This window comes from Streptomyces justiciae, from assembly GCF_015163075.1.
GTDB classification, from domain to species: Bacteria; Actinomycetota; Actinomycetes; order Streptomycetales; family Streptomycetaceae; genus Streptomyces; species Streptomyces justiciae.
The window spans coordinates 186,244-211,774 of record NZ_JADDXU010000012.1 but is presented as its reverse complement, the minus strand read 5'-3'; the positions used below and the strand labels follow the sequence as shown (position 1 = coordinate 211,774).

Genomic DNA, 25,531 nt, shown 5'->3' with positions numbered 1-25,531 from the left:
CGGACGGCCGCGTCGTGAGCCATATGACGCGCGACCTGCTCACCACCCCGTCGTACGACCTGGCCACCGCCCCGCGGCACGACCTGCTCACCACCCTGCGCCCGCTGCTCACCGCCGAGGCCTCCGCGGAGGCGCGCGCCTCCGGTGCCGAACCCGGCGACCTGGAACAGGCGGTCTGGCTCCGCCTCCTGGAGCGCCTCGACACCGACGGCCCGCCCGTGGACCCGCCGGGCTGGCTCCGCCGGGCCGTCCGCGCCGAGGCGCGCCGCTCCCGTCGTACGACCCGACTCGAACGGCCGTATGAGACGGAACCCGCGGACGAGGCCGGCGGCAGCCCCGAGGACCATGCGCTGGCCGCCGCGCGGCGCCGGGCGTTGCGGGACGCGGTACGCCGACTGCCCGGCCGCTGCCCGCGTCTGATGGAGGCGCTGCTCTCCCCGAAGGACCTCACATACCGGGAAATCGCGGGGGAGTTGGGTATCTCACAGGGCAGTCTCGGTCCGGAACGTTCCAGATGCCTGGGATGTCTGCGTCGTTTGCTCACACCGGAGGTTGCGGCCCGCGGAGCGCGGGGATAGGAGTGAGGGACGACAGGCGATCAGGTGAGCGGGAGGCGTGCGCACATGGGCATGAGCGTGACCATCTCTGCGGCGACCGTGCAGGACGCGGAGCAGATCTTCAGGTTGCAGTACCTGTGCTTCCAGAGCGAGGCGGCGCTGTACGGCAACTACCGCATCGACCCGCTCGTCCAGAGCCTGGACTCGGTCCGTGAGGAGGTCGCCTCGGACTGCGTCTTCGTGGCCCGGCTCGGCGAGGAGGTCGTCGGCTCGGTCCGCGGCCATGTCACCGAGGACGGCTCGGCCGCCATCGGCAAGCTCTGCGTCCACCCTCGCCTCCAGGGCCACGGCATCGGCGCCCGGCTGTTGCGGGCGGCGGAGTCGGCCCTGGCCGAGGAGCGTGGCGCCACGCGCTTCCGCCTCTTCACCGGCCACCGCAGCGAGGGCAACCTCCGCCTGTACCGGAAGGTCGGCTACGAGGCGGTGGGCACGTCCCAGGGCAACGACGGCGTACCGATGATCGTCCTGGAGAAGCCGGCGGGGACGTACGCGGCTACCGCGTAGCGGTGGCGTTACCGGCCTTCCGCAGCCAGTACAGCGCGGACAGCGGCAGCAGCACCGGGATGAAGATGTAACCCATGCCGTAGTCCGACCACACCGTCGCGTCCGGGAAGGCCGAGGGCTCGATCAGCGTCCACGTACCGACGATCAGCACCCCCGCGAGCTCGGCGGCGCAGCACACCTGCGCCGCCTTGCGGGCCGTCTCGCCGCCGCGGACCAGCGAGTACGTGATGAACCCGTACACCAGCCCCGCCACGGCGGACAGCGAGTAGGCGAGCGGCGCGCGGTCGAACTCCGTGGCGATCTGGTACGCCGAACGCGACACCGCGCCGACGACCATCACCCCGTACAGCCAGACCAGCAGCATCCCCGGCCCGCTGATCAGCCGCGCCGGCTTCTCCTCGGTCGCCGCCACCTCAGCCTCCCCAGATGTCATAGAGCCGCACCTCCAGCACCGCCAGCACCACACCGCCGGCGGCCGCCGTCACCGAGCCCCACTTCGAGCGCTCGGTCAGCGACATCAGCCCCGCCGCCGGGACACACGCGAACGCGCCCAGCAGATACGCCACGAAGATCGTCGTCCCCTGCTCCGGCTTCTCGCCCCGGGCCAGCTGCACGATCCCCACGACCAGCTGGACCAGCGCCAGCAGGGACACCACGGCCATCCCGATGAAGTGCCAGTCCTTCGTCGGCTGGTCACGGTAGGCGGCCCAGCCACACCAGGCGGCGAGCAGCAGCGCGGCGACGCCGGTCACGAGCGTCAGGGCATCAAGCATGCAGCGACCTTATTACGACGCGGAAGGCCGACCGGGGTCGCCCCCGACCTCGCCCCGAGGCCCTCTGTAGAGAGATTCGAGCAATCGGTGCGACCCCGTAGGGTCGAGGGCATGAAGATCCGTGCACAGGCCATGCTTTTCGACAACGACGGCACCCTCGTCTCCTCCCTCGCCTCCGTGGACCGCTGCTGGGGGCAGTGGGCCGAGGAGTACGGCATCACGGCCGAGGACTTCGCGCGCGTGGAGCTGCACGGGCGGCCGGCCGTCGAGATAGCGGCCGATCTGCTGCCCGCCGAGATCGTGCCCGAGGCCGTCGCACGGATCGAGAAGCTGGAGGTGGAGGACGTACCCAACGACGGCGTCCAGCTGCTGCCCGGCACCCGGGACTTCCTCGCCTCGCTGCCCGCCGACCGCTGGGCCGTCGTCACCTCCGCCACCCGGCGGCTCGCCGAGGCCCGCCTCGACGCCGTCGGCATCCTGCCCAAGACCCTCGTCTCCGCCGACGACATCACCCGCGGCAAGCCCGACCCCGAGCCCTACCTCCTCGCCGCCCGCGAACTCGGCGTCGACCCCGCCGACTGCATCGTCTTCGAGGACGCGCCCGCGGGCCTCGCGGCCGGCCGCGCCGCCGGGATGACCACCGTGGCGTTGACCACAACCCACCAGGCCCACGAGCTCGAAGCGGACCTGGTGGTCGAGAACCTGTCGGCCTTGTCCGCGCTGGTCACCGACGGGGGAGTGGAGATCTCCGTCCGCTCCTGAACCCTGTCCGCCGCTGTCCACCATGCGGACAGCGGCGGCTGGTAAGGACCATACGTCTGCTTTACTGATTCCATGACCACGACGAGCGACCGCACCTTTGCGACCGAGGCGACCATGACGCCCGGTGCTCGCTGTATGTGTCGAATGTGCGCCTTCTAGAGGGCCCCCGCACCACCCCCTGAGCCTCGCGCCCCGAAGCGAGCAGCCGTGGCATGTCCGTACAGGCCTCGCCGTACGTGACCGTGCTGCCCCGCGCACACCGTTCCTCCCGTACCAAGGCACACCCACGCCCGCGTACGTACCCGACAGTGATGGAATCCCAGTGATCACCACAACGGGCCTGACCAAGGTCTACCGCTCACGCGGCCGCGAGGTCACCGCCCTCGACGGCGTCGATCTCCACGTCCGCGAAGGCGAGGTGTACGGCGTCATCGGCCAGTCCGGCGCCGGCAAGTCCTCCCTCATCCGCTGCGTCAACCTGCTGGAGCGCCCCACCGCCGGCACGGTCACCGTCGCCGGCCAGGACCTCACCGCCCTCGCCGGGCGCGGACCGCGGGCCGGCAAGGAACTGCGCGAGGCGCGCAGCCGTATCGGCATGGTCTTCCAGCACTTCAACCTGCTGTCCTCCCGGACCGTGCAGGACAACGTGGAGCTGCCCCTCGAAATCCTCGGCAAGTCGGGGAAGGAGCGGTCGCGGAAGGCCCTCGAGCTGCTCGACCTCGTCGGACTCGCCGACAAGGCCAAGGCCTACCCCGCCCAGCTCTCCGGCGGCCAGAAGCAGCGCGTCGGCATCGCCCGCGCCCTGGCCGGCGACCCCAAGGTGCTGCTCTCCGACGAGGCCACCAGCGCCCTCGACCCGGAGACCACGCGCTCGATCCTCCAGCTGCTGCGCGACCTCAACCGCCAGCTGGGCCTGACCGTCCTGCTCATCACCCACGAGATGGACGTCGTGAAGTCGATCTGCGACTCCGCCGCCCTCATGGAGAACGGCCGCATCGTCGAGTCCGGGACGGTGAGCGAGCTGCTCGCCACCCCCGGCTCCGAGCTCGCCACCGCGCTCTTCCCGGTCGGCGGCGAGGCCACCGGGGACGACCGCACCGTCGTCGACGTCACCTTCCACGGCGAGGCCGCGACCCAGCCGGTCATCTCCCAGCTGTCGCGCACCTACAACATCGACATCTCCATCCTCGGCGCCGCCATCGACACCGTCGGCGGCCTCCAGGTCGGCCGGATGCGCATCGAACTGCCCGGCCGCTACGAGGACAACGTCGTGCCGATCGGGTTCCTGCGCGAACAGGGCCTCCAGATCGACGTCATCGACGAGCCGGTGCTCGTGAAGGAAGGTGCCAAGTGACCTGGTCCGAGATGCAGCCGCTGCTGTCCCAGGCGTGTTGGGACACCCTCTACATGGTCGGCTGGTCCACCGTCATCGCCGTCGTCGGCGGCCTCCCGCTCGGCGTCCTCCTCGTCCTCACCGACCGGGGCGGACTCCTCCAGAACGTCGTCGCCAACAAGGTCATCGGGCAGGTCGTGAACGTCGCCCGGTCGATGCCGTTCATCATCCTGATGGTCGCGCTGATGGGCTTCACCCGCTCCATCACCGGCACCACCATCGGCCGCGAGGCCGCGATCGTGCCGCTCGCCATCGGGGCGATCCCGTTCTTCGCGCGGCTGGTCGAGACGGCTGTCCGCGAAGTGGACGGCGGACTGGTCGAGGCCGTGCAGTCGATGGGCGGCAACACCTGGACGATCGTCCGCAAGGTCCTCGTACCGGAGTCGCTGCCCTCTCTGATCGCCAGCACCACGACCACGATCGTGGCGCTGATCGGCTACTCCGCCATGGCCGGCACCGTCGGCGCCGGCGGCCTCGGCGACATCGCCATCCGCTACGGCTACCAGCGCTTCGAGACCCAGCTCATGTGGATCACCGTCGCGATCCTCGCGGTCGTCATCTCGCTGATCCAGTTCGCCGGCGACTTCGCGGCCCGCTCGCTGCACAGCCGCGGCGGCAAGACCGGCCCGGCCCCGAAGCTACGGCTGCTGAAGGCCGCGACGGCGGACACCAAGACCGTCTGACTCCACCCCAAAAAACTTCCCCGCACCACAAACCGCGGGGTCGCTCTGCCCAAAAGGAAAGGCACTTTTCGTGCGTAACACCGCAAAGCTCACGACCGCAGTCCTCGCCGCCGGCGCCCTCACCTTCGGACTCACCGCCTGCGGCTCCTCGGACTCCGACTCCGCCGGCTCCTCCGACACGAGCGGCCCGCTCGTCGTCGCCGCGAGCCCCGTCCCGCACGCCGAGATCCTCAACTACGTGAAGGACAACCTGGCGAAGAAGGCGGGCCTCGACCTGGAGGTCAAGGAGTTCACCGACTACGTCACGCCGAACACGGCGACGGAGGACGGCTCGGTCGACGCCAACTACTTCCAGAACCAGCCGTACCTCGACGACTTCAACAAGAAGAACGGCACCCACATCGTGCCCGTCGTCACGGTCCACCTGGAGCCGCTCGGCCTCTACTCCCACAAGGTGAAGAGCGCCGACGCGCTGAAGAGCGGCGCGACGATCGCGGTCCCGAACGACAGCGTCAACGAGGCCCGTGCCCTCAAGCTGCTCGCCGCCAACGGGATCATCACGCTCAAGGACGGCGTGGGCAACGAGGCGACCCCCGCCGACATCACCAAGAACCCCAAGAACCTCAAGTTCAAGGAACTGGAGGCGGCCCAGACCCCGCGCTCCCTGGACGACGTCGACGCGGCCGTCATCAACGGCAACTACGCCATCGAGGCCGACCTGTCCCCCGCGAAGGACGCCCTCGTCCTGGAGTCCGCCAAGGACAACCCGTACGGCAACTTCCTCGCGGTGAAGGACGGCAACGAGGACGACCCGCGCGTGAAGAAGCTCGCCAAGCTCCTCACCTCCGACGAGGTCAAGAAGTTCATCGAGGACAAGTACGACGGCTCCGTCATTCCGTCCTTCTGAGGCGCCCGGCATGCGCAAGACACTCACCGCCGCCTCGGTCCTCGCTCTCGCCCTCGGGCTCGCCGCCTGCGGTTCTCAGGACAGCGGCGGTGGTGACGACGGCACCCTGGTCGTCGGCGCCACCGCCGTCCCGGCCGGCGAGGTCCTGACGTACATCAAGGACAACCTCGCCGACAAGGCGGGCCTGAAGCTGGAGATCAAGGAGTTCACGGACTACGTCCTGCCGAACACCGCGCTCCAGGAAGGCTCGCTCGACGCGAACCTCTACCAGAACAAGCCCTACCTGGACGACTTCAACAAGTCCAAGGGAACGGACCTCGTTCCGGTCGTGGACGCCTATCTCCCGCCCATGGGCGTCTACTCGAAGAAGACCGCGGACGTCACGAAGCTCGCCGACGGAGCCACCGTCGCCGTGCCCAACGACACCACCAACGAGGGCCGCGCGCTGAAACTCCTCGCCTCCCAGGGCGTCATCACGCTCAAGGACGGCGCGGCCACCGACGCGTCGCCCGCGGACATCGCGGCCAACCCCCGGCACCTGAGGTTCAAGGAGCTGGAACCGGCCCAACTGCCGCGCTCGCTCGACGACGTGGCCGCCGCGGTCATCAACAACAACTATGCCCAGGACGCGGGCCTCAGCCCCACCGAGGACGCGATCCTCCTGGAGTCGGCGAAGGACAACCCCTACGCCAACCTCCTCGCCGTCAAGCGCGGCGACGAGGACGACCCCAGGGTCGAGAAGCTCGCGAAGCTCCTGACCTCCGCGGAGGTCAGGAAGTTCATCGAGGACAAGTACCAGGGCAGCGTCCTGCCGGTCACCACCGGCTGACCGCGCGTATACCGCGTATCGCCACGCACAGGGTCCACTCGCTCACCCCGGGTGGACCCTGTAGTGCGGTCCGGTGCTTTCATGCTGCATGCTGGGCAGTTCAGCAGGACCCCGGCAGGACTTGAAGGTTTTCCGAAGGTTACGGAGCGGCGCATGACTAGCACCTTCCCCAACATCTCCATCAGCACGGAGCGGTTGGTGCTGCGTCCCCTCGACGAGGACGACGTGCCCGCGCTGACCGAGATGATGAACGACGAGCAGATCGTCGCCTGGACCGACGTCCCCCAGCCCTTCACCGAGGAGAGCGCGCGCGGCTGGATCACCGAGTACGCGCCCACCGAACGCGCCGCGGGCCGCGGACTCGACCTCGCCGTCACCGAGTTCCTCACCCAGCGCCTCGTCGGCATCGTCCAACTCACCAAGACCAACTGGCACGTCAGGTCGACCGAACTGTCGTACATCATCGCCCCCTGGGCCCGCGGCGAGGGCTACGCCTCCGAGGCCGCGCTCGCCACCGCCCAATGGCTGTTCACCGACCAGAAGTTCGAGCGCATAGAGCTCCGCACGGCCGCCGACAACACCGCCTCCCAGCAGGTCGCCCAGAAGATCGGCTGCATCAGCGAGGGCGTCCTGCGCAACGCCTGCATAGCGCGCGTCCGCACCGAGGACGACACCTGGGCCGACGTCCGCACCGACTTCATCGTCTGGAGCCTGCTGCCGGAGGACATCGAGGGCGCCGGGGAGCAGCTGGCCGACACGAGCGGTTTCACGTCGTACGGCGACTGGAACTGAACCAGGGGGCGTGCGGTACCGCTGCCGCGTTCGCCGGGTCGACCAGGTACCCTCACGAAGCCCGCCCCTGACGACCTGCGCAAACCCTGGAGACTGACGACGATGGCCGACCGGGTCACGGTGATCGGCTGGGACGGCTCGCCGCTGACGGCCGCGGCACGCGCCGCACTCGGCGCCGCGACCCTGGTGGCAGGCGCCGCCCACCACCTGGCACTGCCCGAGGTGCCGCCCGCCGCCGAGCGCATCCGCCTCGGCAGCGTCTCCCTGGCCGCCCGCCGGATCGCCGGCCACCGCGGCACCGCGGTCGTCCTCGCGGACGGCGACCCCGGCTTCTTCGGAGTCGTACGGACCCTGCGCGCACCCGAGTTCGGCCTGGAGGTCGAGGTCGTCCCCGCCGTCTCGTCGGTCGCCGCCGCCTTCGCCCGCGCCGGCATGCCCTGGGACGACGCCCAGGTGGTCGTCGCACACCGCCGCACCCTGCGCCGCGCGGTGAACGTGTGCCGCGCCCACACCAAGGTCGCCGTCCTCACCTCACCCGGCGCGGGCCCCGCCGAACTCGGTCTCCTCATGGAGGGCGTCCACCGCACCTTCGTCATCTGCGAGGAACTCGGCACCGACCGCGAACAGGTCACGATCCTCACCTCCGACAAGGCCGCCGACCACACCTGGCGTGACCCCAACGTGGTCATCGTCATCGGCGGCCCGGTCAGCGCCGGGGAGGGCGGCGGCTGGATCTCCGGGCGCGACCCGGGCACCGGACCGCGCGGCTGGACCCAGCCCGCCGAGGCGTACGACGGCCCGCTCGGCGAGGGCGAGACGGATCTGCTGCGCGCGGCCCAACTCGCCCGCCTCGGCCCGCGCGTGGGCGACCTCGTCTGGGACATCGGCTGCGGCAGCGGCGCCTTCGCCGTCGAGGCCGCCCGGGCCGGTGCCGCCGTCATCGCCGTCGACCGGGACCTCACCGCCTGCGGCCGCACCGACGCCGCCGCCCGCCGCTTCGGCGTCCAGCTCCAGATCGTCCGCGGCACCGCCCCGCACGTCCTGGAGAACCTGCCCGAACCGGACGTCGTCCGCGTCGGCGGCGGGGGAGCCGCCGTCGTCTCCGCGGTCGCCGACCGCCGCCCGCAGCGCATCGTCGCCCACGCCTCGACCCGCGACGAGGCCGAACTCCTCGGCCGCGACCTGACGGAGCACGGCTACCGCGTCGAGTGCGCCCTCCTGCAGTCCGTCGAACTCGACACCAGGGCCTGGACGGAGAAGGAACGGAGCGTCGCGTTCCTGCTCAGCGGGGCGCTCGCCGATCGCACGGTATGACCCTGTACGCCGTCCCGGTGATCCTGTTGTCGTACCGCGCGCGGTAGGCTGGCCGACTGTTGTACCGCACCCGGTGGCCCGGTCTTTCGTTCGTCAATGTCCGGAAAACGCGCCCGTTTTGGGGTGGGTGTGGTACGGCAGAACCGGAGGACGCGCAACGTGGCGCAGTCCACAGCGGGCTGTCGCGGATCAACCTGTCGCGACGGGGGAACGGCCGGGACAATGCCAGTTAATGGCTTTGTCGTCTTTCTCGGCGGGCCGTTCGTGCCGCTGGGCACGCACGCTCGTTCTTCACTGCGGGGGCGGTCGGTGCGCCGTTCCCGGTGAGCTGGTCGTAGAAGCACTAACCGATGGGCGAGGGGTACGCATGACCGACACCGGCCAGGTCCCGGGCGAGGGGCTGCCGGAGAACGCAGGCATGGTGGAGCAGCCGGGCGTCCCCGCGCACGGTGCGTACACCTACCTCTCCGAGACCACCGCCGAGGACGAAGACCTGTTGCTGCTGCCGGGCGCCCAGGGCGCATGGGGCAACGAGGTCGCCCCGCCCGCACCGGAGCCCGTCGTCGAGACCGTGCAGGCGCCGCCGGCGGAAGCCGCGCAGGAGCCGCCCGCGGACGCGGCGCACCAAGCCTTCACGGAGCCGACGCAGCAGGCCTTTGCGGAGCCGGAGCAGCAGCTCTTCGCGGACCCGGCGCACCAGGCCTTCGCGGACGCGGCGCACCAGGCCTTCGCGGACGCGGCGCACCAGCCCTTCGCCGAGCCCGCGCAGGCGTCCCTCGGGAAGTCGGTGCCGGTGTCTTACGAGGACGGCGTGCACGAACCCGGTCCGCACGAGATGGCCGGTCGCGACAGCGGCTCGGTCGACCTCGGTGGCGTCCGTATGCCCGACCCGCAGCCCGTCGCCTCGGCCCCGTCGGCTCCGTCGATGCCGATCCCGCCGATCACGCCCCGCCGGCCCCTGCACCTCGGCCCGCCCATCCCCGACGCCTCCGCGAGCCCGGTCCGCTCCCTCGCCGACCGCGGCCCCGCGGGCGCGCCGACCCGTCACGCGGGCCCGCCGACCACGGGCCCCGAGTACCTCGACATCCCCCAGCCCCTCCGCGAGATGGCCCCACAGGGCGCCACGGCCTGGGGCGCCCCCGCTCCGGCGGGCACGGTGGCCCAGGCTGCCGAAACGGTTGTCCCGGCCGCCGACCCCACGGCCCAGCACGCCCCCGAGCCGGTGGGCGCGGCCCAGGCCGCGGTCGCCCGCCTGACCACGCAGGCGGGTGCCGCCGGTGGGGTGGGGGAGCCGGGGGAGGCGCAGGTGGACGGGGCGCAGGGGGAGGGTGCACCTTCGGAGGGTGTGCAGCCGGGAGGCGTGCTGGAAGGTGCGCAGCCGGAGGGTGCTCAGCCGGAAGGTGTGCAGCCGCAAGGGGCGTACCCGGAGGGGGCGCAGTCGGAAGGCGCGTATCCCGAGGGTGTGCAGCCGGGGTTGGCGCCGCTCGGGAGTGAAGGCGTTCCGGTAAGGGGCGAGGGTGTGCCCGTCGCCGGTGCGGGGGGCGACGCGGTCGGTGGGACGGTCCCGGCGGCCTCTGACACTCCTGCCGCTGCTGGTGCTTTTGCGGCTCCTGTGAACTCGGCAGTTTCTGAGGCTTCTACGGCGGCTCCGGCGCCGGATGCCGGGGGAGTGCCGGACGCAGCGATCGTGGCGGCCACGGACGAAGAGGTTCCGGGGGGCGCGAGCGTGCCCGAGCCCGGTGTGGCTCCGGATGCCGGGGTCGCCCTGCCGGACGGTGGCGAGGCGCCCGTGGCCGGGGAGGCTCCGGCTGCGGTGTCCGAGACCGGCGGTGCGGACGTTTCCGGTGCCGTGGGTGGCGTCGCGGAGCAGCCCGTCGTAGACGCCGCTCAGGGCGTCGAGCCGCCGGTCGCGTCGGAGGCGGCCGAGGCCGGGGAGGCACTCGCGCCGCAGCCTCAGGAGGCGCCGGCGTCTGAGACCGAGCAGACCCCGGTTGCTGAGGCCATCGAGGTGGCCGAGGTCGCCGCTGCCGCAGGACAGACCGTCGCGCCTGACGTCTCCGACCCGGACGCCGTAACGCCCGAAGGGACCGCACCTGCTATCGCCGGGCCCGAGGCCACCGTGCCCACGGCTCCCGCCCCCGAAGCAGTCACCCCCGAAGCCGTATCGGCCCCGCCGGAGGCAGACGTGGAGCAGCCCGCGGCGGAGACCGCGCTAGCCACCGGCCCCGAGGCTGCCGCAGCGGCCACCGACCAGCTCGCGCAGCCGGAGGGCGCCCCAGCCGCGCCCGCCGAACCTGTTGCCACCGCCGAGGCCACCGTCGTAGAACCACCGGCCGAAGTCGCCCCCGCCACCGAGCCGTTGCCCGCCCCCGCGGACATCACACAGGCGCAGACCGAGCAGTCGGCGGAATCCGCAGCTCAGCCGGACGACGCCACCGCATCTCACAACGCGGTCACCCCGTCCCACACGCCGGACACCCCGGCAGCAACCCCCCTGGACGCACCGGCTCCCGCCCCCCTGGCGGACGCGGCCCACCCCGCCGATCTCCAGGCGGCCTCCGCACAGGCCCCGGCCGCCCCGCAGCCGCCCCAGCCCTCGCCCCCGCACGCACTCATCGCCCAACCCGCAGGCCCCCAGGTCCTGTTCATGGACCAGGCCACGCCCGCACAGACTTCGGCCGCCCCGGACCTCGCGCCCGGCGCCCCGCTGGCCGCTCACCCCGACCAGCCCATGGGACAGTTCGTCCCGGTGGAGGGTTCGGTGCCGACCACACCGCATCTGGCCCCCACCCCGCCGCAGCCGCTCGTCCTCCCCACGGAAGCGACGGAAGCCGTGGAGCCCACACAGGCCGCGCAGACGCCCGGGACCGGCGCGACCGAGGCCCCCCCGGCTCAGGGCCAACCCGCCGTCCCCGCCCCCCGAGACGGCGACACCCCCGAACTCGCCGAAGCCGAAGCAGAAGCAGAACTCGTACAGAACGCCGACGACCTGGACACCCGGGCCGCCGATCAGGAAGAAAGCACGGCCACCGTGGAAGAAGTACGTCAGTCCACCGGCCCGGCCGCGCCCGCCTACGACGATGCCGAGCGCGAGGCCGTCCTCAAGGTCATGCGCGAGCGCCGCGACATCCGCAACGGCTTCCGCAGCGACCCCATCCCGCACGAGGTGCTGCTCCGCGTCCTGGAGGCGGCCCACACGGCCCCGTCCGTGGGCCACTCGCAGCCGTGGGACTTCGTCGTCATCCGCTCCGCCGACACCCGGCGCAGCATGCACGAGTTGGCGATGCGCCAGCGCGACGCGTACGCCAAGTCCCTCCCCAAGGGCCGCGCGAAGCAGTTCAAGGAACTGAAGATCGAGGCCATCCTCGACACCCCGGTGAACATCGTCGTCACCGCCGACCCGACCCGCGGCGGCCGCCACACCCTGGGCCGCCACACCCAGCCCCAGATGGCGCCGTACTCCGCCGCCCTCGCCGTCGAGAACCTCTGGCTCGCCGCCCGCGCCGAGGGCCTCGGCGTCGGCTGGGTCAGCTTCTTCGACGAGCGCGAGATGGTCCGCGCGCTCGGCCTGCCTGAGCACCTCGAAGTCATCGCCTACCTGTGCGTCGGGTACGTCGACGAGTTCCCGGACGAGCCCGAGCTGATGCAGGCCGGCTGGTCCAAGCGCCGCCCGCTGTCGTGGGTCGTGCACGAGGAGACGTACGGCCGTCGCGCCCTGCCCGGCGAGGAGCCGCACGACCTGCTCGCCGAGACCGTCGCGCAGATCCGCCCGCTGGACGCGAAGGCGCTCGGCGAGGCGTGGGAGCGGCAGAAGCGGATGACCAAGCCGGCCGGCGCGCTCGGGATGCTGGAGATCATCTCCGCGCAGCTGTCCGGGCTCTCCCGCCAGTGCCCGCCGCCGATCCCGGAGCCCGCGGCCGTCGCGATCTTCGCCGGCGACCACGGCGTGCACGCCCAGGGCGTCACCCCCTGGCCGCAGGAGGTGACGGCCCAGATGGTGGCCAACTTCCTCGGCGGCGGCGCGGTCTGCAACGCGTTCGCGAGCCAGGTGGGCGCCGAGGTCTGTGTGGTGGACGTAGGCGTCGCGGCCGACCTCCCCGCCACCCCCGGTCTGCTGCCCCGCAAGGTGCGCGCGGGCACGTCCGACATGACCGCCGGCCCCGCGATGACCCGCGAGGAGGCCAAGCAGGCCATCGAGGTCGGTATCGAGACGGCCCGTGACCTGGTGGCGGCCGGCAACAAGGCACTGCTGACGGGCGAGATGGGTATCGCGAACACGACGGCGTCCGCGGCCCTGATCTCGGTCTTCACGGACACCGACCCGGCCGAGGTGACGGGCCGTGGCACCGGCATCAACGACGAGACCCTCGCCCGCAAGACCGAGGTCGTCCGCCGTGCCATCGAGGTCCACCAGCCGGACCCGGCCGACCCGATCGGCGTCCTCGCGGCGATCGGCGGCTTCGAACACGCGGCGATGGTCGGCCTCCTCCTGGGCGGCGCCTCTCTGCGCACCCCGGTGATCCTGGACGGCGTCAGCGCCGGCGCCGCCGCGTTGGTCGCCCGCGCGATCGCCCCCGAGGTCCTCGCGGCCTGCATCGCGGGCCACCGCAGCGCCGAGCCCGGCCACGTGGCCGCCCTGAACAAGCTGGGCCTGCGCCCCCTGGTCGACCTCGACCTCCGCCTCGGCGAAGGCACCGGCGCCCTCCTGGCCCTCCCTCTGGTCCAGAGCACGGCCCGGGCGATGCACGAGGTGGCGACGTTCGACTCGGCGGGGGTGACTGAGAAGTAGCGGTCACCGCTTTCAGCCCGTCCGGCGTTAGAGGACGTGGGTTTGCCGCCCTGATCCCCACCCACCCGTTTCTTTCAGCCCGTCCGGCGTTTGAGGACGAGGCCCGTTCAGGGCCGATGGGGGTCTGGGGGCGCAGCCCCCAGGAGGCGGGGTCGAAGGGGCGGCAGCCCCTGGAGGATGGGACGGGTAGGGGCGGCGGGGGCGAGAAAGTCCCCGCCGTGCACCCGCCAACGACGCTCAGCCACCGGACACCTGAGCCGCTTCCCCCGCCCGCCGCGTAAAATCCGCACGTCAGGGCCCCCGCCAAGCCCCCAGAGGAGCCGCACCCTCATGGCCGAAAACCCCGCCTACCCCGTAGGCCTCCGCCTCACCGGCCGCAAGGTCGTCGTCCTCGGCGGCGGCCAGGTCGCCCAGCGCCGCCTCCCGGCCCTGATCGCAGCGGGCGCGGACATCCTCCTCGTGTCCCCCGAGGCGACCCCCTCCGTCGAAGCCATGGCGGACGCGGGCGAGATCACCTGGGAGCGACGCCCTTACGCGACCGGCGACCTCGCCGACGCCTGGTACGCCCTCATCGCCACCAGCGACACCGAGGCGAACACCGCGGCCTCCGCCGAAGCTGAGACGCACCGCGTCTGGTGCGTCCGCTCCGACGACGCCGACCAGGCCACCGCCTGGACCCCCGCCACCGGCCACAGCGAAGGCGTCACCGTCGCGGTCCTCACCACCGACGCGCGCGGCCGCGACCCCCGCCACACCGCCGCCATCCGCGACGCGGTCGTCGAGGGCCTGCGCGACGGCACCCTCGTCGCCCCCCACCACCGCACCCGCACCGCGGGCGTCGCCCTCGTCGGCGGCGGCCCCGGCGACCCGGACCTCATCACGGTCCGCGGCCGCCGCCTCCTCGCCGAGGCCGACGTCGTCATCGCCGACCGCCTCGGCCCCCGCGACCTCCTCGCCGAACTCCCGCCGCACGTCGAGGTGATCGACGCGGCGAAGATCCCGTACGGCCGTTTCATGGCCCAGGAGGCCATCAACAACGCGCTGATCGAGCACGCCAAGCAGGGCAAGTCGGTCGTACGCCTGAAGGGCGGCGACCCCTACGTCTTCGGCCGTGGCATGGAGGAGCTGCACGCCCTCGCCGAGGCCGGCATCCCGTGCACCGTCGTCCCCGGCATCTCCAGCTCGATCTCCGTCCCGGGCGCGGCCGGCATCCCGGTCACCCACCGCGGTGTCGCACACGAGTTCACGGTGGTCAGCGGCCATGTCGCCCCTGACGACGAGCGCTCCCTGGTGGACTGGCCGTCGTTGGCCAAGCTCACCGGCACCCTCGTCATCCTCATGGGCGTCGACAAGATCGGAAAGATCGCCGAGACGCTCGTGGCCCACGGCAAGCCGGCGGACACCCCGGTCGCCCTCGTCCAGGAGGGCACCACCGCCGCCCAGCGCCGCGTGGACGCCACCCTCGCGACGGTCGGCGAGACGGTCGTACGGGAGGATGTGAAGCCCCCGGCGGTGATCGTCATCGGCGCGGTCGTCGGCGTAGGCCCGCAGACATCCGCGTAACCCGGGGTAACCCAACTCGTACCGAGCCGTTGGCACCGCACCCAGAGCAAGGCAGTATCACCCTGTGGCCGATCTCATCACCGTCGACGATCCCGACGACCCGCGCCTGCGCGACTACACAGGCCTGACCGACGTGGAGCTGCGCCGCAAGCGCGAACCGGCCGAGGGCCTGTTCATCGCCGAGGGCGAGAAGGTCATCAGACGGGCCAAGGACGCCGGGTACGAGATGCGTTCGATGCTGCTGTCCGCCAAGTGGGTCGACGTCATGCGCGACGTCATCGACGAGCTCCCGGCGCCGGTCTACGCCGTCAGCCCGGAGCTCGCCGAGCAGGTCACCGGCTACCACGTGCACCGCGGCGCGCTCGCCTCCATGCAGCGCAAGCCGCTCCCGACGGCGACCGACCTGCTCCAGACGGCCCGCCGGGTCGTGGTCATGGAGTCGGTCAACGACCACACCAACATCGGCGCGATCTTCCGCTCGGCGGCAGCGCTCGGCATGGACGCCGTCCTGCTGTCGCCCGACTGCGCGGACCCGCTCTACCGCCGCAGTGTGAAGGTCTCGATGGGCGCGGTCTTCTCCGTCCCCTACGCCCGTCTCGACACCTGGCCCAAGAGCCTGGAGTCGGTCCGCGAGGCCGGCTTCACGCTCCTCGCCCTCACCCCGGACGAGAAGGCCAAGACCCTCGACGAGGCCGCCCCGCACAAGATGGACCGGGTCGCCCTGATGCTCGGCGCGGAGGGCGACGGCCTCTCCACCCAGGCCCTGGTCGCCGCCGACGAATGGGTCCGCATCCCGATGGCCCACGGCGTCGACTCCCTCAACGTCGGCGCGGCAGCAGCGGTCGCCTTCTACGCGGTGGCCACGGGCCGCCCCGAACTGTAGGCCCACGCCTCAGTCGGACGTCTCCAACGTCGACTCGAACCGCTCGGACATCAACTTCCCCTCGTCCAGCGGCGGGTGGTGCACCCACTCCTGCCGTACGACATCACGGTCGTCGCCGATGCCCCGCGCCGGCCCCTGACACCCCTGCGCCGCGGCGATGCCGAGCGCCACCAGCAGGGTCACGACCACGAACACGAACAGCCGCTGCCGCAGCAGCCGCGGATTGGCGGGCCGCCGGCCCGTCCCCGTGGTCCTGGGCGCCGGACGCCCCGTCCCACTGCGCGGCGCCGGACGGCTCCCGCCGCCGGACCGCGTCGTGTTCCGCGAGGCGGGCGTCGGCCGGGCACCCGACCGGGACGTGGGGCCACCACCCCGCGACGGCGTCCCGTTCCGCGACGGAGCGGGCCCGCGCGAGGACGACGGCGTACCACCCCGCGGCGCCGGAGTGCGCTGCGTGGGCCCCGGCTGCGCCCCCTGAGGCCGCCGCTGCTGCACCCGCTGCGGGTCGGAATAGCTTTCGGTGACCCGCCCGGCGGGCCGGTCCGCGTCGGCGCCACGCGGCGCGGGCGGCCGTACGTCGGCAAGCCCCTGCGCCTCCCGCGCGGCGATCTCCTTGAGCCGCAACGACAGTTGAAGCGTGCTGGGCCGCTCCTCGGGGTCCTTGGCGAGACAGGCACGCACGAGCGGAGCAAGAGCGTCCGGTACGCCGTGCAGCTGCGCCTCCTCGTGCACCACCCGGTACAGCATCACCTCGGAACTGCCGTGCCCGAAGGGCGAGTCGCCCATCGAGGCGTACGCCAGCGTCGCACCGAGCGAGAACACGTCGGTGGCCGGAGTGACGGCCGCGCCCCGCACCTGCTCCGGCGCGAGAAAGCCGGGCGAACCGACGGCGGTGCCGACATGCGTGAGCGTCGAGGCCCCCGTCGCCCAGGCGATGCCGAAGTCGATGATCCGCGGACCCTTGGGGGAGAGCAGGATGTTGGACGGCTTGAGGTCCCGGTGCACCACACCGGCCTCGTGCACCGCGACCAGCCCCTCCGACAGCGCCGCGCCGATCGCGGCGACCTCGGCCGCGACCAGGGAACCCTCGTCAGCGACCTTGTCGTGCAGGGAGGGCCCGGGCACGTACTGGGTGGCGAACCACGGCCGCTCGGCGTCCAGATCGGCCGCCACGAGCCGTGCCGTACAACCACCCCTGATCCGCCGGGCCGCCGAGACCTCACGCGCGAACCGCGAACGGAACTCCTGGTCCTCCGCCAGATCGGGCCGGATCACTTTCAGCGCGACCCGCTGCCCCTTCTTGTCGGAGCCCAGGTAGACGACGCCCATACCGCCCGCGCCGAGCCGTCTGTGAAGCCTGAACGAGCCGACGACGCGCGGGTCCTCGCGCCTCAGGCGCATCATCGCCATGTTCATCCCCGCTGCCCGGTCCGTGTGACGAGCCACAGCTTACGTTTATGCGGCCGCCCGCGCGCAGAGGCCGCGCCCTCTCGTCCCGACGGATTGTCAGTGCCCGGTGGGAGAATTGAGGGGTGGTCAGGGAGCGCGCGAACTGCGGGGCTTTGACGCGCGCGCTCTCCCAACCATCCATCACAGAAGGGGGATTGAACCCGTGAAGGGTGATCGCGTGGAGATAGTCGTGGACGCAGGGGACACGACGCGCACATACGAGGTGGTGGCGAGCAGGGCGGGCCGCCGAGTGGAGACGGCGGTCCGCCGAGGTGTGGTGGAAGTGAGCGAAGTCACCCGCAGCGGAACCGTCGTGCGGACCGCCCGCTTCATGGCGACCCGTGTCCTGGCGCTGGTCGAGCAGCCGGTGCCGCGCGAGGACGGCTCGGAGAAACCGGGGCAGACCGGGCGCCCCCTCCGGGAAGACCCGGAGACCTAGGTCCCCGTCTCCACCCAGGGGAGTACTCCGCAGGTCATGGCTCATCCTCCGGGAGGCCCGGCAATCGGTACGAGGGCATGACGTGCGGCGCTCGCCGTCCGCCTAGATTTGAGGTCAAGCGGCGGGTGCAGCACTCGTCCCCCGAGGTCAGACACCCGCCGCTGCCAACGACAACGGAAACGGTCAGGAGAGGGACCATGGCCCACACGGCACCGCGGACGATGATCCGCACACAGGAGCGCACCGCGTTCCGCCCCCGCCGCACGGGCCGTCGCCACCCCTTGGTGGCGACGCTGATGGCCCTTCCTCCTGCGGTCCTGCTCTTCCTCCTCTTCGGAGGCTGGGAGACGGTGGCCACACAGGCGTCGTCCGTGGGCGTGATGCTGGGGCGCTGAGCGGCGACCCCAGGCCCGGAAGAGCGGTCCGGGCGGGGACATCCACCCATGAAACCCCGTGGGGACGGGGGTGCGGCGGACGGCACAAATGCCGGCGCAGCTGGGGAGCTGCGCCGGCATTGCTTTTCTCCGATGCGGTCGTCGCGAACAGCTGAGCCCCGTCGACGCGGGCCCCCGTACCCTCACAGCCTGACCCCGCACCGCCCGAGGGAGCCCCGTGACCGCCACCGCCCTGCTCGCCGAGCTCACCACCCGGGCCAAGGTCACGGCCCATGCCCGCACCACGTCCTGCGTCTGCGGCACCAGCACCCTCGCCGACCGCCCCGACGCCACCGTCGTCCGCCACGCCGACACGGTCGCGAAGGCCCACGCCCCGAGCACCCCCCTCGCGGAGCTGACCCCACGCCTCGCCGCGGCCGGCCGTCTCCCGGGCATCCTCCTCCCGCCGCTCGCCCCCACCCCGGCCGCCCTCCACGGCCGCCTCGTCACGTTCTGGCCGTACGGCACCCCCGTGGACCCGCAGAACCCGGACGCGGCCCCCTGGGAGGAGGCGGCGACCCTCCTCGCCCGCCTCCACCGCACCCCGGCCGGCCCGGACCTCCCTCCGATGCGCGGCCCGGCCAAGGCGGCCCAAGCGGTCGACCGCCTCCGCGCGGCACCCCCGCACCCCGCCACCCGCCCCGTCCTCGACGCCTGGGCCACCCTCCCCGCCTGGGCCCGCGCCGAGGCCCCCATGCCGGACACCCGCACCCTCTGCCACGGCGACCTCCACCTCGGCCAGCTCGTCCGCCACCCCGCCCCTGACGGCCCGTGGCTCCTCATCGACGTCGACGATCTCGGCACCGGCGTCCCCGCCTGGGACCTCGCCCGCCCGGCCGCCTGGTACGCCTGCGGACTGCTCCCGCCCGACGAGTGGACCCGTTTCCTCGACGCCTACCGCGCCGCGGGCGGCCCCGCCGTACCGCCTGAGGGCGACCCCTGGCCCGCCCTGGACGTCCCGGCCCGCGCCCTGACCGTGCAGACCGCGGCCCGCTCCCTCACCAAGGCCCTCGCGGCGGGCCGCCCGCTGGACGAGGTCGAGCAGTCCCTGGTCGACGCCTGTGCCCGAATGGGTTCCGCCCCACCGGAGTTGACCGGCACATTCGCGAAGTAGGGTGCAACCGACCGCAGCCGGACAGTGTCTGTCCTGGCGGAACACGAAGCAGGACCGACCGGCGAGGAGTTGAGCCGACCATGCAGTGCCCCAAGTGCCATGCGCCCATGCACACGTACAACCGCAACGGTGTTCAGATCGAGCAGTGCAGTGGCTGTCGCGGGATCTTCCTGGACTACGGCGAGCTGGAGGCGCTGACCCGCCTGGAGTCCCAGTGGAGCCAGCCCGCCCCGCCGCCCCCGGCCGCCCCGCAGGCGTACCCGGCGGCCCCTGCCGCTCCCGCCTGGGGCGCCCCGCAGCACGGCGGTCACCACGGCGGCCACTACGGCCACCACCAGCGGCACAAGAGCTTCGGCCACATGCTGTTCTCCAGCTGAGACGACGAAGCCCCCGGCACAAGGCCGGGGGCTTCGGTGTGTGGACGATACTGGGATTGAACCAGTGACCTCTTCCGTGTCAGGGAAGCGCTCTCCCGCTGAGCTAATCGTCCAGGTCAGCCACCCCGTGAGAGGGGCTGCGTGCGCGATACTGGGATTGAACCAGTGACCTCTTCCGTGTCAGGGAAGCGCTCTCCCGCTGAGCTAATCGCGCGGGTCAGACCTTCGGTGAACTCGAAGATCCAGTGGACGATACTGGGATTGAACCAGTGACCTCTTCCGTGTCAGGGAAGCGCTCTCCCGCTGAGCTAATCGTCCTTGGAGGTGGAGACGGGATTTGAACCCGTGTAGACGGCTTTGCAGGCCGTTGCCTCGCCTCTCGGCCACTCCACCAGGAGTGTCGGGGGTTCGGGATGATCCCCCTTGCTCTTCCGAGCGAACGACGAGGTTCGAACTCGCGACCTCAACCTTGGCAAGGTTGCGCTCTACCAACTGAGCTACGTTCGCCTGTCTTTCCGTTCCGCTTGCGCGTCCCGGCGACGTGTTGAACTCTAGCGGATTCCTGGGCCAGTACAAAAACGCGTTTGTGCAGCGTGCTGCGGTGCGTCCGCCCGCGCACTTGCTCAGGGGCTCCGAAGGGACATGACCAGGTCACCCGCGGGACACCCGCCATAGACTCGACGCGTGCTCGACCTCGCTCCTCTCGCCCGCTTCGGTGACCGTGTCGCCACCGGTCTCCTCGACGTCACCAGCGACCCGGCCGCCCTGGACTCCAGTGGCTTCTGGGCCGTCTGCGCCGACTTCGAGGGCCGTCTGACCTGCGCCCGCTTCCGGGACGTACGACAGGAGCCGGTGCCCGCCCCGATGCCGGGGGCATGGCACGGCCCGGCGGTCGGCGACTGGACGTCGTCCCTCGACCGTGCCGGGTACACGGCGGGCGTGCGGCGCATACGGGAGCACATCGCGGCCGGCGAGGTCTATCAGGCGAACCTCTGCCGCGTCCTGAGCGCACCCGTGGCCCCCGACGCCGACGTGGACGCGCTGACCGCCCTGCTGGCCCGCGGCAACCCGGCACCGTACGCAGGAACGATCCGGCTGCCGGAGCACGGCGTGGAGATAGCCACCGCCTCCCCGGAGCTCTTCCTGCGTCGTGACGGCGATGTCGTCGAGTCCGGGCCGATCAAGGGCACCGGACGCACCGAGGCGGACCTCCTGGAGAAGGACTACGCCGAGAACGTCATGATCGTCGACCTGGTCCGCAACGACATCGGGCAGGTCTGCGCCACCGGCAGCGTCAGCGTTCCCGACCTGTGCGCGGTGGAGAAGCACCCCGGTCTCGTGCACCTCGTCTCCACGGTCCGCGGCGAGCTCCGCGAGGGCGCCGGCTGGCCGGAGCTGCTGGCCGCCGCCTTCCCGCCGGGCTCGGTCACCGGGGCGCCCAAGTCCAGCGCCCTGCGGATCATCGACGCCCTGGAGACGGCGCCGCGCGGCCCCTACTGCGGCGGCATCGGCTGGGTCGACGCCGACCGGGGCACCGGGGAGCTGGCCGTCGGCATCCGCACCTTCTGGATCGACCGCGCCCAGGGCGAGCTGCGCTTCGGCACCGGCGCCGGGATCACCTGGGGTTCCGACCCCGAGGGGGAGTGGCGGGAGACCGAGCTGAAGGCCGCCCGGCTGCTCGCGGTAGCGTCGGGAACGTACGAGGTGAGTGGAGAGGGACTACAGACGTCCTGAGCCGACCCCGGGGGACACCCCCGGACCCCCGGCCGCCGCGACTCATCCGGCACGGATTCTGCGAGGTAGGGACCAGTGAGGATTTGGCTCGACGGCGGGCTCCAGGACATCGAGTCCGCCCGCGTCTCCGTCTTCGACCACGGGCTGACCGTGGGCGACGGCATCTTCGAGACCGTGAAGGCGGTGGACGGCCGCCCGTTCGCCCTGACCCGGCACCTGGACCGGCTGACCCTCTCGGCGCGCGGTCTCGGTCTGCCCGACCCGGACCTCGACGAGGTGCGCCGCGCCTGCGCCGCCGTCCTCGACGCCAACCCCATGCCGCTCGGCCGGCTGCGCATCACCTACACCGGCGGCCACGGCCCCCTCGGTTCCGACCGCGGCGAACACGGCCCGACCCTCGTCGTCGCCCTCGGCGAGACCAAGCGCCGCCCCGACTCCACGGCCGCGATCACCGTCCCCTGGACCCGCAACGAGCGCGGCGCCCTGACCGGCCTGAAGACCACTTCGTACGCCGAGAACGTCGTCGCGCTCTCCCGCGCGCACGGCCAGGGCGCCTCGGAGGCGCTGTTCGCCAACACCGTGGGCCGGCTCTGCGAGGGCACCGGGTCGAACGTGTTCGTCGTCCTGGACGGCGAGCTCCGCACCCCGCCGCTCGCCTCCGGCTGCCTCGCGGGCATCACGCGCGCGTTGACGGTCGAATGGACCGGCGCCAAGGAGACTGACCTGCCGCTGGACGTCCTGGAGCGGGCCGAGGAGGTCTTCCTCACCTCCACCCTGCGCGACGTACAGGCCGTGCACCGCGTCGACGACCGCGAACTGCCCGGCGCGCCGGGCCCGGTGACCGCGAAGGCCATGCGGATCTTCGACGAGCGGGCGGGGAACGACCTCGATCCGTGACAGCCCCCGGGCCCTCCCGAATATTGGGCTGCCCCGGAGCACGGCAGCGGGTAGAACACCCCTGATGACCACCACCCTGCGGCCGACCGAGCCGCTCCAGCAGAACGCCGACGGCACGCGTTCACGCCGCTACCAGGTGTGCGTGAACAGCCGTCCCGTCGGCACCGTCCACCTCGGCACGTCTCCCGCCTTCGGCCCCTCGGTCGCGCGCATCCGCGAGCTGCGCATCGAGGAACCCGACCGGCGCCGGGGCCGGGGCACGGTGGCCGCGCTGGCCGCCGAGGAGGTCGCGCGCGGCTGGGGCTGCCGGGAGATCGAGATCGGCGTCGAAGCGACCGAGGAGGCGGCGCTGCGGCTCGTCCGGGCGCTCGGCTACGTCCTGCGCAACCGCGGAATGCAGAAGCAGCTCGCCGACACCCCGCCCACACTGCCGGCCGGCTACCGGGCGCGCCCCATGACCCAGGCCGACTTCGACGCCTGGCTGGTGCACGAGTCCGAGGACTACGCCCGCACCTGGATCGCCCGGGGCGTGCCCGAGGCCGAGGCCCGCGCCAAGTCCCGGCGCGACCACGACACACTTCTGCCCCAGGGCTTCGCCACCGAGGACACGTGGCTGCACATCCTCGAACACGAGGGCACGCGCGTGGGCGTGCTGTGGCTCGCCCTGCGGGACGGAAAGCCCTTCGTCTACGACGTCGAAGTGGACGCGGACCACCGAGGCCACGGCCACGGCCGCGCCCTGATGCTGCTGGCGGAGACCCAGGCACACGCCCTCGGCAGCAGCACCCTGGGCCTCAACGTGTTCGCGGGCAACACCCCGGCCGAGCGCCTGTACGAGTCACTGGGCTACGAGACGACGCGGTACGCCTTCTACAAGCCGCTGCTGTAGCCGTCGAGGGGCCTCCGGAGCCGCGGGGTTCAGGCGTTCTCGGCCAGCAGCCGGTCCACGATCCCCTCGATGCGCTCGCGCAGGCCCTCCTGGCTCTTGCCGCCGTCGAGACGCTCACCGTCGACGACGTACGTCGGAGTGCCGGTCACGCCGATCGCCTTGCCCTCGGCCTGGTCGGCGTCCACGATCAGGATGTGCCGGCCGTCGATCAGCGCGGTGTCGAACTCCTCGGCGTCGAGACCCAGTTCACCGGCCACCTCGACCAGGAAGGGCTCCCCCCTACGGTCCAGCTCCTCGACCCGCCCCAGCACGGCCTCGACGTACTCCCACGCCTTGCCCTGCTCCGCAGCCTCCTCGGCGGCCTGCGCGGCGGCGAAGGCGTGCTTGTGCTTCTCCAGCGGGAAGTGCCGCAGCCGCACCTCGAGCCGGTCGCCGTAGCGGGCCCGCACAGCCCGGACGTCGTCCAGGGCGTCACGACAGTCGGCGCACTGGAGCTCGCACCAGACATCGAGCACGGCAACGGCGGGAGACACGGGGGAGGAGTCGCTCATGCCCTCAGTCTCCCAGCCGACCTGCGAACGACCGAATCGACCCCGGTGGGGCCAGGGCGCCGCCGCCCCCGACCGGCACCTGCGGACGACCCGACCCGGAGATGTCCCTGATGTCCCGCCGGAGCATGGCCCCATGGGGTTCGGGCGGTGCAGGATGGAAGGGACGAACTGGCCGATCGACCCCTGCCTGGAGGACCGGATGATTGCCGAGACCGTCTGTTCCGCCGTCTCCGCGGCCGGCCTGGGCATCGCGGCGGTCACGGCGTACCGCAAGCGCTTCCTCGCGGCCGCCCGGATCGCCGCGTACTCCCTCGTGCCGATCGGCCTGGTGATGACCGGCGTCGTCGAGTGGGTGGCCGACACGGCGTTCAGTGTCACGGCGTGGGCCGGCGTCGGCGTGCTCGGCGCCTCCTGGCTGCTCTTCTCCGCCACGCGCGCGGTGGAGCGCCGCCGCGGCGGCACCCGAAAGGAGCGCAAGGCGGCCAGGTCGGCTCAGCGTGAGGCGGTCGCCCCGGCGGCCTCGGCCCCCTCCCTCGGCCCGAGCACCCGCCCCGCGTCCCGCCCCGCCGCCGCGCCGCGCTCCGAGTCCGCGGACGACTTCAGCGACATCGAGGCCATCCTGAAGAAGCACGGCATATGACGGACGCAGGCTGACTGAAACGACACAGTCGGTGCCGATCCCGGACGCGAACGTGAACGTTCTGGACCGGACATCACGGAATCCGGCGAACTACCCTGCGATTCCGGGCGTGTTGGTGACACGAGGGGTCCTGTCTGCGTCATCATCGCCCGCGAGATGCTGGACACGACACAGAGCGACGCCGCGCCGCCTCAGGATGAGCCGCGCGGGTGCCTTTTCGCCCTTTCCCAGCCACCGCTGATGATCTTCCTTGCGGTGATCGGGTGTCTGCTGCTCATGGCTGCGCTGCACGATCTGCTGTTGCTGTGAGCCGTTCCCGCGGTACCCGGCGTCACCCGCCGGGTACCGCGTCGACACCCTGAGATCGAGGTCCCGCTGAGCGGCCGGCTCCTCAGCCCGCCGCCTCCTTCCGACGCGCCCGGTACGCCGCCACGTGCAGCCGGTTACCGCAGGTGCGGCTGTCGCAGTAGCGCCGCGACCGGTTGCGGGAGAGGTCGACGAAGGCGCGCCGGCAGTCGGGCGCCTCACAGCGCCGCAGCCGCTCCTGCTCCCCGGCGACCACGAAGAAGGCCAGCGCCATCCCGCAGTCCGCCGCCAGGTGATCGGCGACGGAGGCGCCCGGGGCGAAGTAGTGCACGTGCCAGTCGTAGCCGTCGTGATCGGTGAGCCGGGGCGTGGTGCCCGCCGCGGCCACCAACTCGTTGATCATCCCGGCGGCGACCCGGGCGTCCGAGGCCGAGAAGATCGCGGCGAACCGTCCGCGGATCTTGCGCACCGCGGAGAGGTCGAACTCGGAAAGAACCCCGACATCACTGATCTCGTGCTTTCGTACGAAATCCTCGAGAGCAACGACGTCCGGCAGCGCGTCCGGGGTCGTGGTGTCCTCCGGTGCGGTGTTCACCAGATCCACCACGGCATCTAGGGCACACCGGGTGTCATGGGTGATCAGCACGTTTCGCTCCCTGGCCTGGGGGGTCGGGCGGGCGCCCGCCGATGCTGGCCGATGGTAGTGGCTTCCCGAGCGGCTGTACCGGTCGCGGCCGCCCGGATCCCGCGCCGACGTGCGGCGGGCGGACAGCACAAGCGCACCGGCGCCGCCCCGCGAGGATCCGCGGTGACAGCGCCGGTGTGCTTACCTATGCGGTTGTCTTGGCCCGAGCCGTCACCCCGAGTCGACGGCGCCGGGCGGCTTGGTGAG

At 71.9% G+C, this 25,531-nt stretch carries 26 protein-coding genes and 5 tRNA genes; 21 read left to right on the top strand and 10 right to left on the bottom strand.

The genetic code is table 11. The annotated features are described in order from the left end of the window. Positions 1-23: 23 nt before the first annotated feature. On the top strand, positions 24-578 hold the full coding sequence (locus IQ210_RS30525; protein WP_194082491.1) for a sigma-70 family RNA polymerase sigma factor: 555 nt from the start codon (positions 24-26) through the stop codon (positions 576-578). Positions 579-623: 45 nt separating this feature from the next. Then, positions 624-1,121, top strand: a complete 498-nt coding sequence (locus IQ210_RS30520; protein WP_194082384.1) for a GNAT family N-acetyltransferase — start codon at positions 624-626, stop codon at positions 1,119-1,121. Here IQ210_RS30520 and IQ210_RS30515 read toward each other — a convergent pair. Together IQ210_RS30515 and IQ210_RS30510 are read right to left on the bottom strand one after the other, a co-directional pair. Then, positions 1,111-1,554, bottom strand: a complete 444-nt coding sequence (locus tag IQ210_RS30515; RefSeq protein WP_228048548.1) for a hypothetical protein — start codon at positions 1,552-1,554, stop codon at positions 1,111-1,113. The two genes, IQ210_RS30520 and IQ210_RS30515, sit on opposite strands and share 11 nt — an antisense overlap. Beyond that, positions 1,535-1,894: a hypothetical protein gene (locus tag IQ210_RS30510; protein WP_194082383.1), complete on the bottom strand. Its 360-nt coding sequence runs from the start codon at positions 1,892-1,894 to the stop codon at positions 1,535-1,537. The genes IQ210_RS30515 and IQ210_RS30510 overlap by 20 nt, the downstream gene beginning before the upstream one ends. 111 nt (positions 1,895-2,005) lie before the next feature. Here IQ210_RS30510 and IQ210_RS30505 point away from each other — a divergent pair, with 111 nt between their 5' ends. The 10 genes from IQ210_RS30505 to IQ210_RS30460 all read left to right on the top strand — a co-directional run bounded on the left by IQ210_RS30505 (position 2,006) and on the right by IQ210_RS30460 (position 15,809). After that, a complete protein-coding gene (locus IQ210_RS30505) occupies positions 2,006-2,656 on the top strand; it encodes an HAD-IA family hydrolase (RefSeq protein ID WP_194082382.1) in 651 nt (216 codons plus the stop codon). Between the two features lie 322 nt (positions 2,657-2,978). Continuing rightward, positions 2,979-4,010 carry a methionine ABC transporter ATP-binding protein gene (locus tag IQ210_RS30500; protein ID WP_194082381.1) on the top strand — a complete coding sequence of 344 codons (1,032 nt, stop codon included), beginning with the start codon at positions 2,979-2,981 and terminating at the stop codon, positions 4,008-4,010. After that, positions 4,007-4,732 carry a methionine ABC transporter permease gene (locus IQ210_RS30495; RefSeq protein WP_079311824.1) on the top strand — a complete coding sequence of 242 codons (726 nt, stop codon included), beginning with the start codon at positions 4,007-4,009 and terminating at the stop codon, positions 4,730-4,732. Before IQ210_RS30500 ends, IQ210_RS30495 begins: the two co-directional genes overlap by 4 nt. A gap of 70 nt (positions 4,733-4,802) precedes the next feature. Further along, positions 4,803-5,639: a MetQ/NlpA family ABC transporter substrate-binding protein gene (locus tag IQ210_RS30490; RefSeq protein WP_194082380.1), complete on the top strand. Its 837-nt coding sequence runs from the start codon at positions 4,803-4,805 to the stop codon at positions 5,637-5,639. A gap of 10 nt (positions 5,640-5,649) precedes the next feature. Then, on the top strand, positions 5,650-6,468 hold the full coding sequence (locus tag IQ210_RS30485) for a MetQ/NlpA family ABC transporter substrate-binding protein (protein ID WP_194082379.1): 819 nt from the start codon (positions 5,650-5,652) through the stop codon (positions 6,466-6,468). Positions 6,469-6,621: 153 nt separating this feature from the next. Continuing rightward, positions 6,622-7,260, top strand: coding sequence for a GNAT family N-acetyltransferase (locus IQ210_RS30480; protein WP_194082378.1), 639 nt, complete (start codon positions 6,622-6,624; stop codon positions 7,258-7,260). Positions 7,261-7,362: 102 nt separating this feature from the next. Beyond that, a complete protein-coding gene (gene cbiE / locus IQ210_RS30475; protein WP_194082377.1) occupies positions 7,363-8,574 on the top strand; it encodes a precorrin-6y C5,15-methyltransferase (decarboxylating) subunit CbiE in 1,212 nt (403 codons plus the stop codon). 367 nt (positions 8,575-8,941) lie between these two features. After that, positions 8,942-13,363 (top strand): nicotinate-nucleotide--dimethylbenzimidazole phosphoribosyltransferase, encoded by a 4,422-nt coding sequence (gene cobT / locus IQ210_RS30470; protein ID WP_194082376.1) that lies wholly within the window; start codon positions 8,942-8,944, stop codon positions 13,361-13,363. A gap of 330 nt (positions 13,364-13,693) precedes the next feature. Continuing rightward, entirely contained in the window at positions 13,694-14,926 is a 1,233-nt protein-coding gene (gene cobA, locus IQ210_RS30465) for a uroporphyrinogen-III C-methyltransferase (RefSeq protein WP_194082375.1), read from the top strand. A 64-nt stretch (positions 14,927-14,990) separates the two neighbouring features. Then, positions 14,991-15,809: a TrmH family RNA methyltransferase gene (locus tag IQ210_RS30460; protein ID WP_194082374.1), complete on the top strand. Its 819-nt coding sequence runs from the start codon at positions 14,991-14,993 to the stop codon at positions 15,807-15,809. Between the two features lie 9 nt (positions 15,810-15,818). Here IQ210_RS30460 and IQ210_RS30455 read toward each other — a convergent pair whose 3' ends face one another. Further along, the gene (locus tag IQ210_RS30455; protein ID WP_194082489.1) at positions 15,819-17,225 is read right to left on the bottom strand and encodes a serine/threonine-protein kinase; all 1,407 of its coding nucleotides are present in this window, start codon (positions 17,223-17,225) and stop codon (positions 15,819-15,821) included. Between the two features lie 196 nt (positions 17,226-17,421). On the opposite strand from IQ210_RS30455, the gene IQ210_RS30450 reads away from it, so the two are divergent. The 4 genes from IQ210_RS30450 to IQ210_RS30435 all read left to right on the top strand — a co-directional run bounded on the left by IQ210_RS30450 (position 17,422) and on the right by IQ210_RS30435 (position 19,622). Then, positions 17,422-17,697 carry a hypothetical protein gene (locus IQ210_RS30450; protein WP_194082373.1) on the top strand — a complete coding sequence of 92 codons (276 nt, stop codon included), beginning with the start codon at positions 17,422-17,424 and terminating at the stop codon, positions 17,695-17,697. Between the two features lie 197 nt (positions 17,698-17,894). Beyond that, a complete protein-coding gene (locus IQ210_RS30445) occupies positions 17,895-18,092 on the top strand; it encodes a hypothetical protein (RefSeq protein ID WP_194082372.1) in 198 nt (65 codons plus the stop codon). 217 nt (positions 18,093-18,309) lie between these two features. After that, a complete protein-coding gene (locus IQ210_RS30440) occupies positions 18,310-19,245 on the top strand; it encodes a phosphotransferase enzyme family protein (protein ID WP_194082371.1) in 936 nt (311 codons plus the stop codon). Positions 19,246-19,325: 80 nt separating this feature from the next. Next, a complete protein-coding gene (locus tag IQ210_RS30435) occupies positions 19,326-19,622 on the top strand; it encodes a TFIIB-type zinc ribbon-containing protein (protein WP_194082370.1) in 297 nt (98 codons plus the stop codon). A 41-nt stretch (positions 19,623-19,663) separates the two neighbouring features. On the opposite strand, the gene IQ210_RS30430 is transcribed toward IQ210_RS30435, so the two are convergent. From IQ210_RS30430 to IQ210_RS30410, 5 genes are all read right to left on the bottom strand, one after another. Continuing rightward, positions 19,664-19,735, bottom strand: a tRNA-Val gene (locus IQ210_RS30430). A 29-nt stretch (positions 19,736-19,764) separates the two neighbouring features. After that, positions 19,765-19,836: transfer RNA gene (locus tag IQ210_RS30425), tRNA-Val, on the bottom strand. 32 nt (positions 19,837-19,868) lie between these two features. Beyond that, positions 19,869-19,940: transfer RNA gene (locus IQ210_RS30420), tRNA-Val, on the bottom strand. A 1-nt stretch (position 19,941) separates the two neighbouring features. After that, a tRNA-Cys gene (locus tag IQ210_RS30415) sits at positions 19,942-20,015 on the bottom strand. A 41-nt stretch (positions 20,016-20,056) separates the two neighbouring features. Further along, a tRNA-Gly gene (locus tag IQ210_RS30410) sits at positions 20,057-20,129 on the bottom strand. Positions 20,130-20,306: 177 nt separating this feature from the next. Between IQ210_RS30410 and IQ210_RS30405 the strand changes: the two genes are divergently transcribed. From IQ210_RS30405 to IQ210_RS30395, 3 genes are all read left to right on the top strand, one after another. Then, on the top strand, positions 20,307-21,356 hold the full coding sequence (locus IQ210_RS30405) for a chorismate-binding protein (RefSeq protein ID WP_194082369.1): 1,050 nt from the start codon (positions 20,307-20,309) through the stop codon (positions 21,354-21,356). Between the two features lie 75 nt (positions 21,357-21,431). After that, positions 21,432-22,253, top strand: coding sequence for an aminotransferase class IV (locus IQ210_RS30400; RefSeq protein WP_194082368.1), 822 nt, complete (start codon positions 21,432-21,434; stop codon positions 22,251-22,253). A gap of 64 nt (positions 22,254-22,317) precedes the next feature. Further along, positions 22,318-23,142, top strand: a complete 825-nt coding sequence (locus tag IQ210_RS30395; protein ID WP_194082367.1) for a GNAT family N-acetyltransferase — start codon at positions 22,318-22,320, stop codon at positions 23,140-23,142. A 29-nt stretch (positions 23,143-23,171) separates the two neighbouring features. Here IQ210_RS30395 and IQ210_RS30390 read toward each other — a convergent pair whose 3' ends face one another. After that, on the bottom strand, positions 23,172-23,693 hold the full coding sequence (locus tag IQ210_RS30390; RefSeq protein WP_194082366.1) for a DsbA family protein: 522 nt from the start codon (positions 23,691-23,693) through the stop codon (positions 23,172-23,174). Between the two features lie 199 nt (positions 23,694-23,892). Here IQ210_RS30390 and IQ210_RS30385 point away from each other — a divergent pair, with 199 nt between their 5' ends. After that, positions 23,893-24,333, top strand: coding sequence for a hypothetical protein (locus tag IQ210_RS30385; RefSeq protein ID WP_194082365.1), 441 nt, complete (start codon positions 23,893-23,895; stop codon positions 24,331-24,333). A gap of 156 nt (positions 24,334-24,489) precedes the next feature. Beyond that, positions 24,490-24,642 (top strand): hypothetical protein, encoded by a 153-nt coding sequence (locus IQ210_RS30380; RefSeq protein WP_020138043.1) that lies wholly within the window; start codon positions 24,490-24,492, stop codon positions 24,640-24,642. An 82-nt stretch (positions 24,643-24,724) separates the two neighbouring features. Here IQ210_RS30380 and IQ210_RS30375 read toward each other — a convergent pair whose 3' ends face one another. Further along, a complete protein-coding gene (locus IQ210_RS30375; RefSeq protein ID WP_194082364.1) occupies positions 24,725-25,285 on the bottom strand; it encodes a CGNR zinc finger domain-containing protein in 561 nt (186 codons plus the stop codon). Positions 25,286-25,531: the final 246 nt, after the last annotated feature.

Excerpts from the sequence above, each read along its gene's own strand:
- IQ210_RS30515 (WP_228048548.1), bottom strand. The coding sequence starts at position 1,554 with ATGACATCTGGGGAGGCTGAGGTGGCGGCGACCGAGGAGAAGCCGGCG.
- IQ210_RS30485 (WP_194082379.1), top strand. The coding sequence starts at position 5,650 with ATGCGCAAGACACTCACCGCCGCCTCGGTCCTCGCTCTCGCCCTCGGG.
- IQ210_RS30385 (WP_194082365.1), top strand. The coding sequence starts at position 23,893 with ATGATTGCCGAGACCGTCTGTTCCGCCGTCTCCGCGGCCGGCCTGGGC.
- IQ210_RS30435 (WP_194082370.1), top strand. The coding sequence starts at position 19,326 with ATGCAGTGCCCCAAGTGCCATGCGCCCATGCACACGTACAACCGCAAC.
- IQ210_RS30520 (WP_194082384.1), top strand. The coding sequence starts at position 624 with ATGGGCATGAGCGTGACCATCTCTGCGGCGACCGTGCAGGACGCGGAG.
- IQ210_RS30390 (WP_194082366.1), bottom strand. The coding sequence starts at position 23,693 with ATGAGCGACTCCTCCCCCGTGTCTCCCGCCGTTGCCGTGCTCGATGTC.
- cbiE (WP_194082377.1), top strand. The coding sequence starts at position 7,363 with ATGGCCGACCGGGTCACGGTGATCGGCTGGGACGGCTCGCCGCTGACG.
- cobA (WP_194082375.1), top strand. The coding sequence starts at position 13,694 with ATGGCCGAAAACCCCGCCTACCCCGTAGGCCTCCGCCTCACCGGCCGC.
- IQ210_RS30380 (WP_020138043.1), top strand. The coding sequence starts at position 24,490 with ATGCTGGACACGACACAGAGCGACGCCGCGCCGCCTCAGGATGAGCCG.
- cobT (WP_194082376.1), top strand. The coding sequence starts at position 8,942 with ATGACCGACACCGGCCAGGTCCCGGGCGAGGGGCTGCCGGAGAACGCA.
- IQ210_RS30505 (WP_194082382.1), top strand. The coding sequence starts at position 2,006 with ATGAAGATCCGTGCACAGGCCATGCTTTTCGACAACGACGGCACCCTC.
- IQ210_RS30455 (WP_194082489.1), bottom strand. The coding sequence starts at position 17,225 with ATGAACATGGCGATGATGCGCCTGAGGCGCGAGGACCCGCGCGTCGTC.
- IQ210_RS30525 (WP_194082491.1), top strand. The coding sequence starts at position 24 with ATGACGCGCGACCTGCTCACCACCCCGTCGTACGACCTGGCCACCGCC.
- IQ210_RS30480 (WP_194082378.1), top strand. The coding sequence starts at position 6,622 with ATGACTAGCACCTTCCCCAACATCTCCATCAGCACGGAGCGGTTGGTG.
- IQ210_RS30445 (WP_194082372.1), top strand. The coding sequence starts at position 17,895 with ATGGCCCACACGGCACCGCGGACGATGATCCGCACACAGGAGCGCACC.
- IQ210_RS30510 (WP_194082383.1), bottom strand. The coding sequence starts at position 1,894 with ATGCTTGATGCCCTGACGCTCGTGACCGGCGTCGCCGCGCTGCTGCTC.
- IQ210_RS30395 (WP_194082367.1), top strand. The coding sequence starts at position 22,318 with ATGACCACCACCCTGCGGCCGACCGAGCCGCTCCAGCAGAACGCCGAC.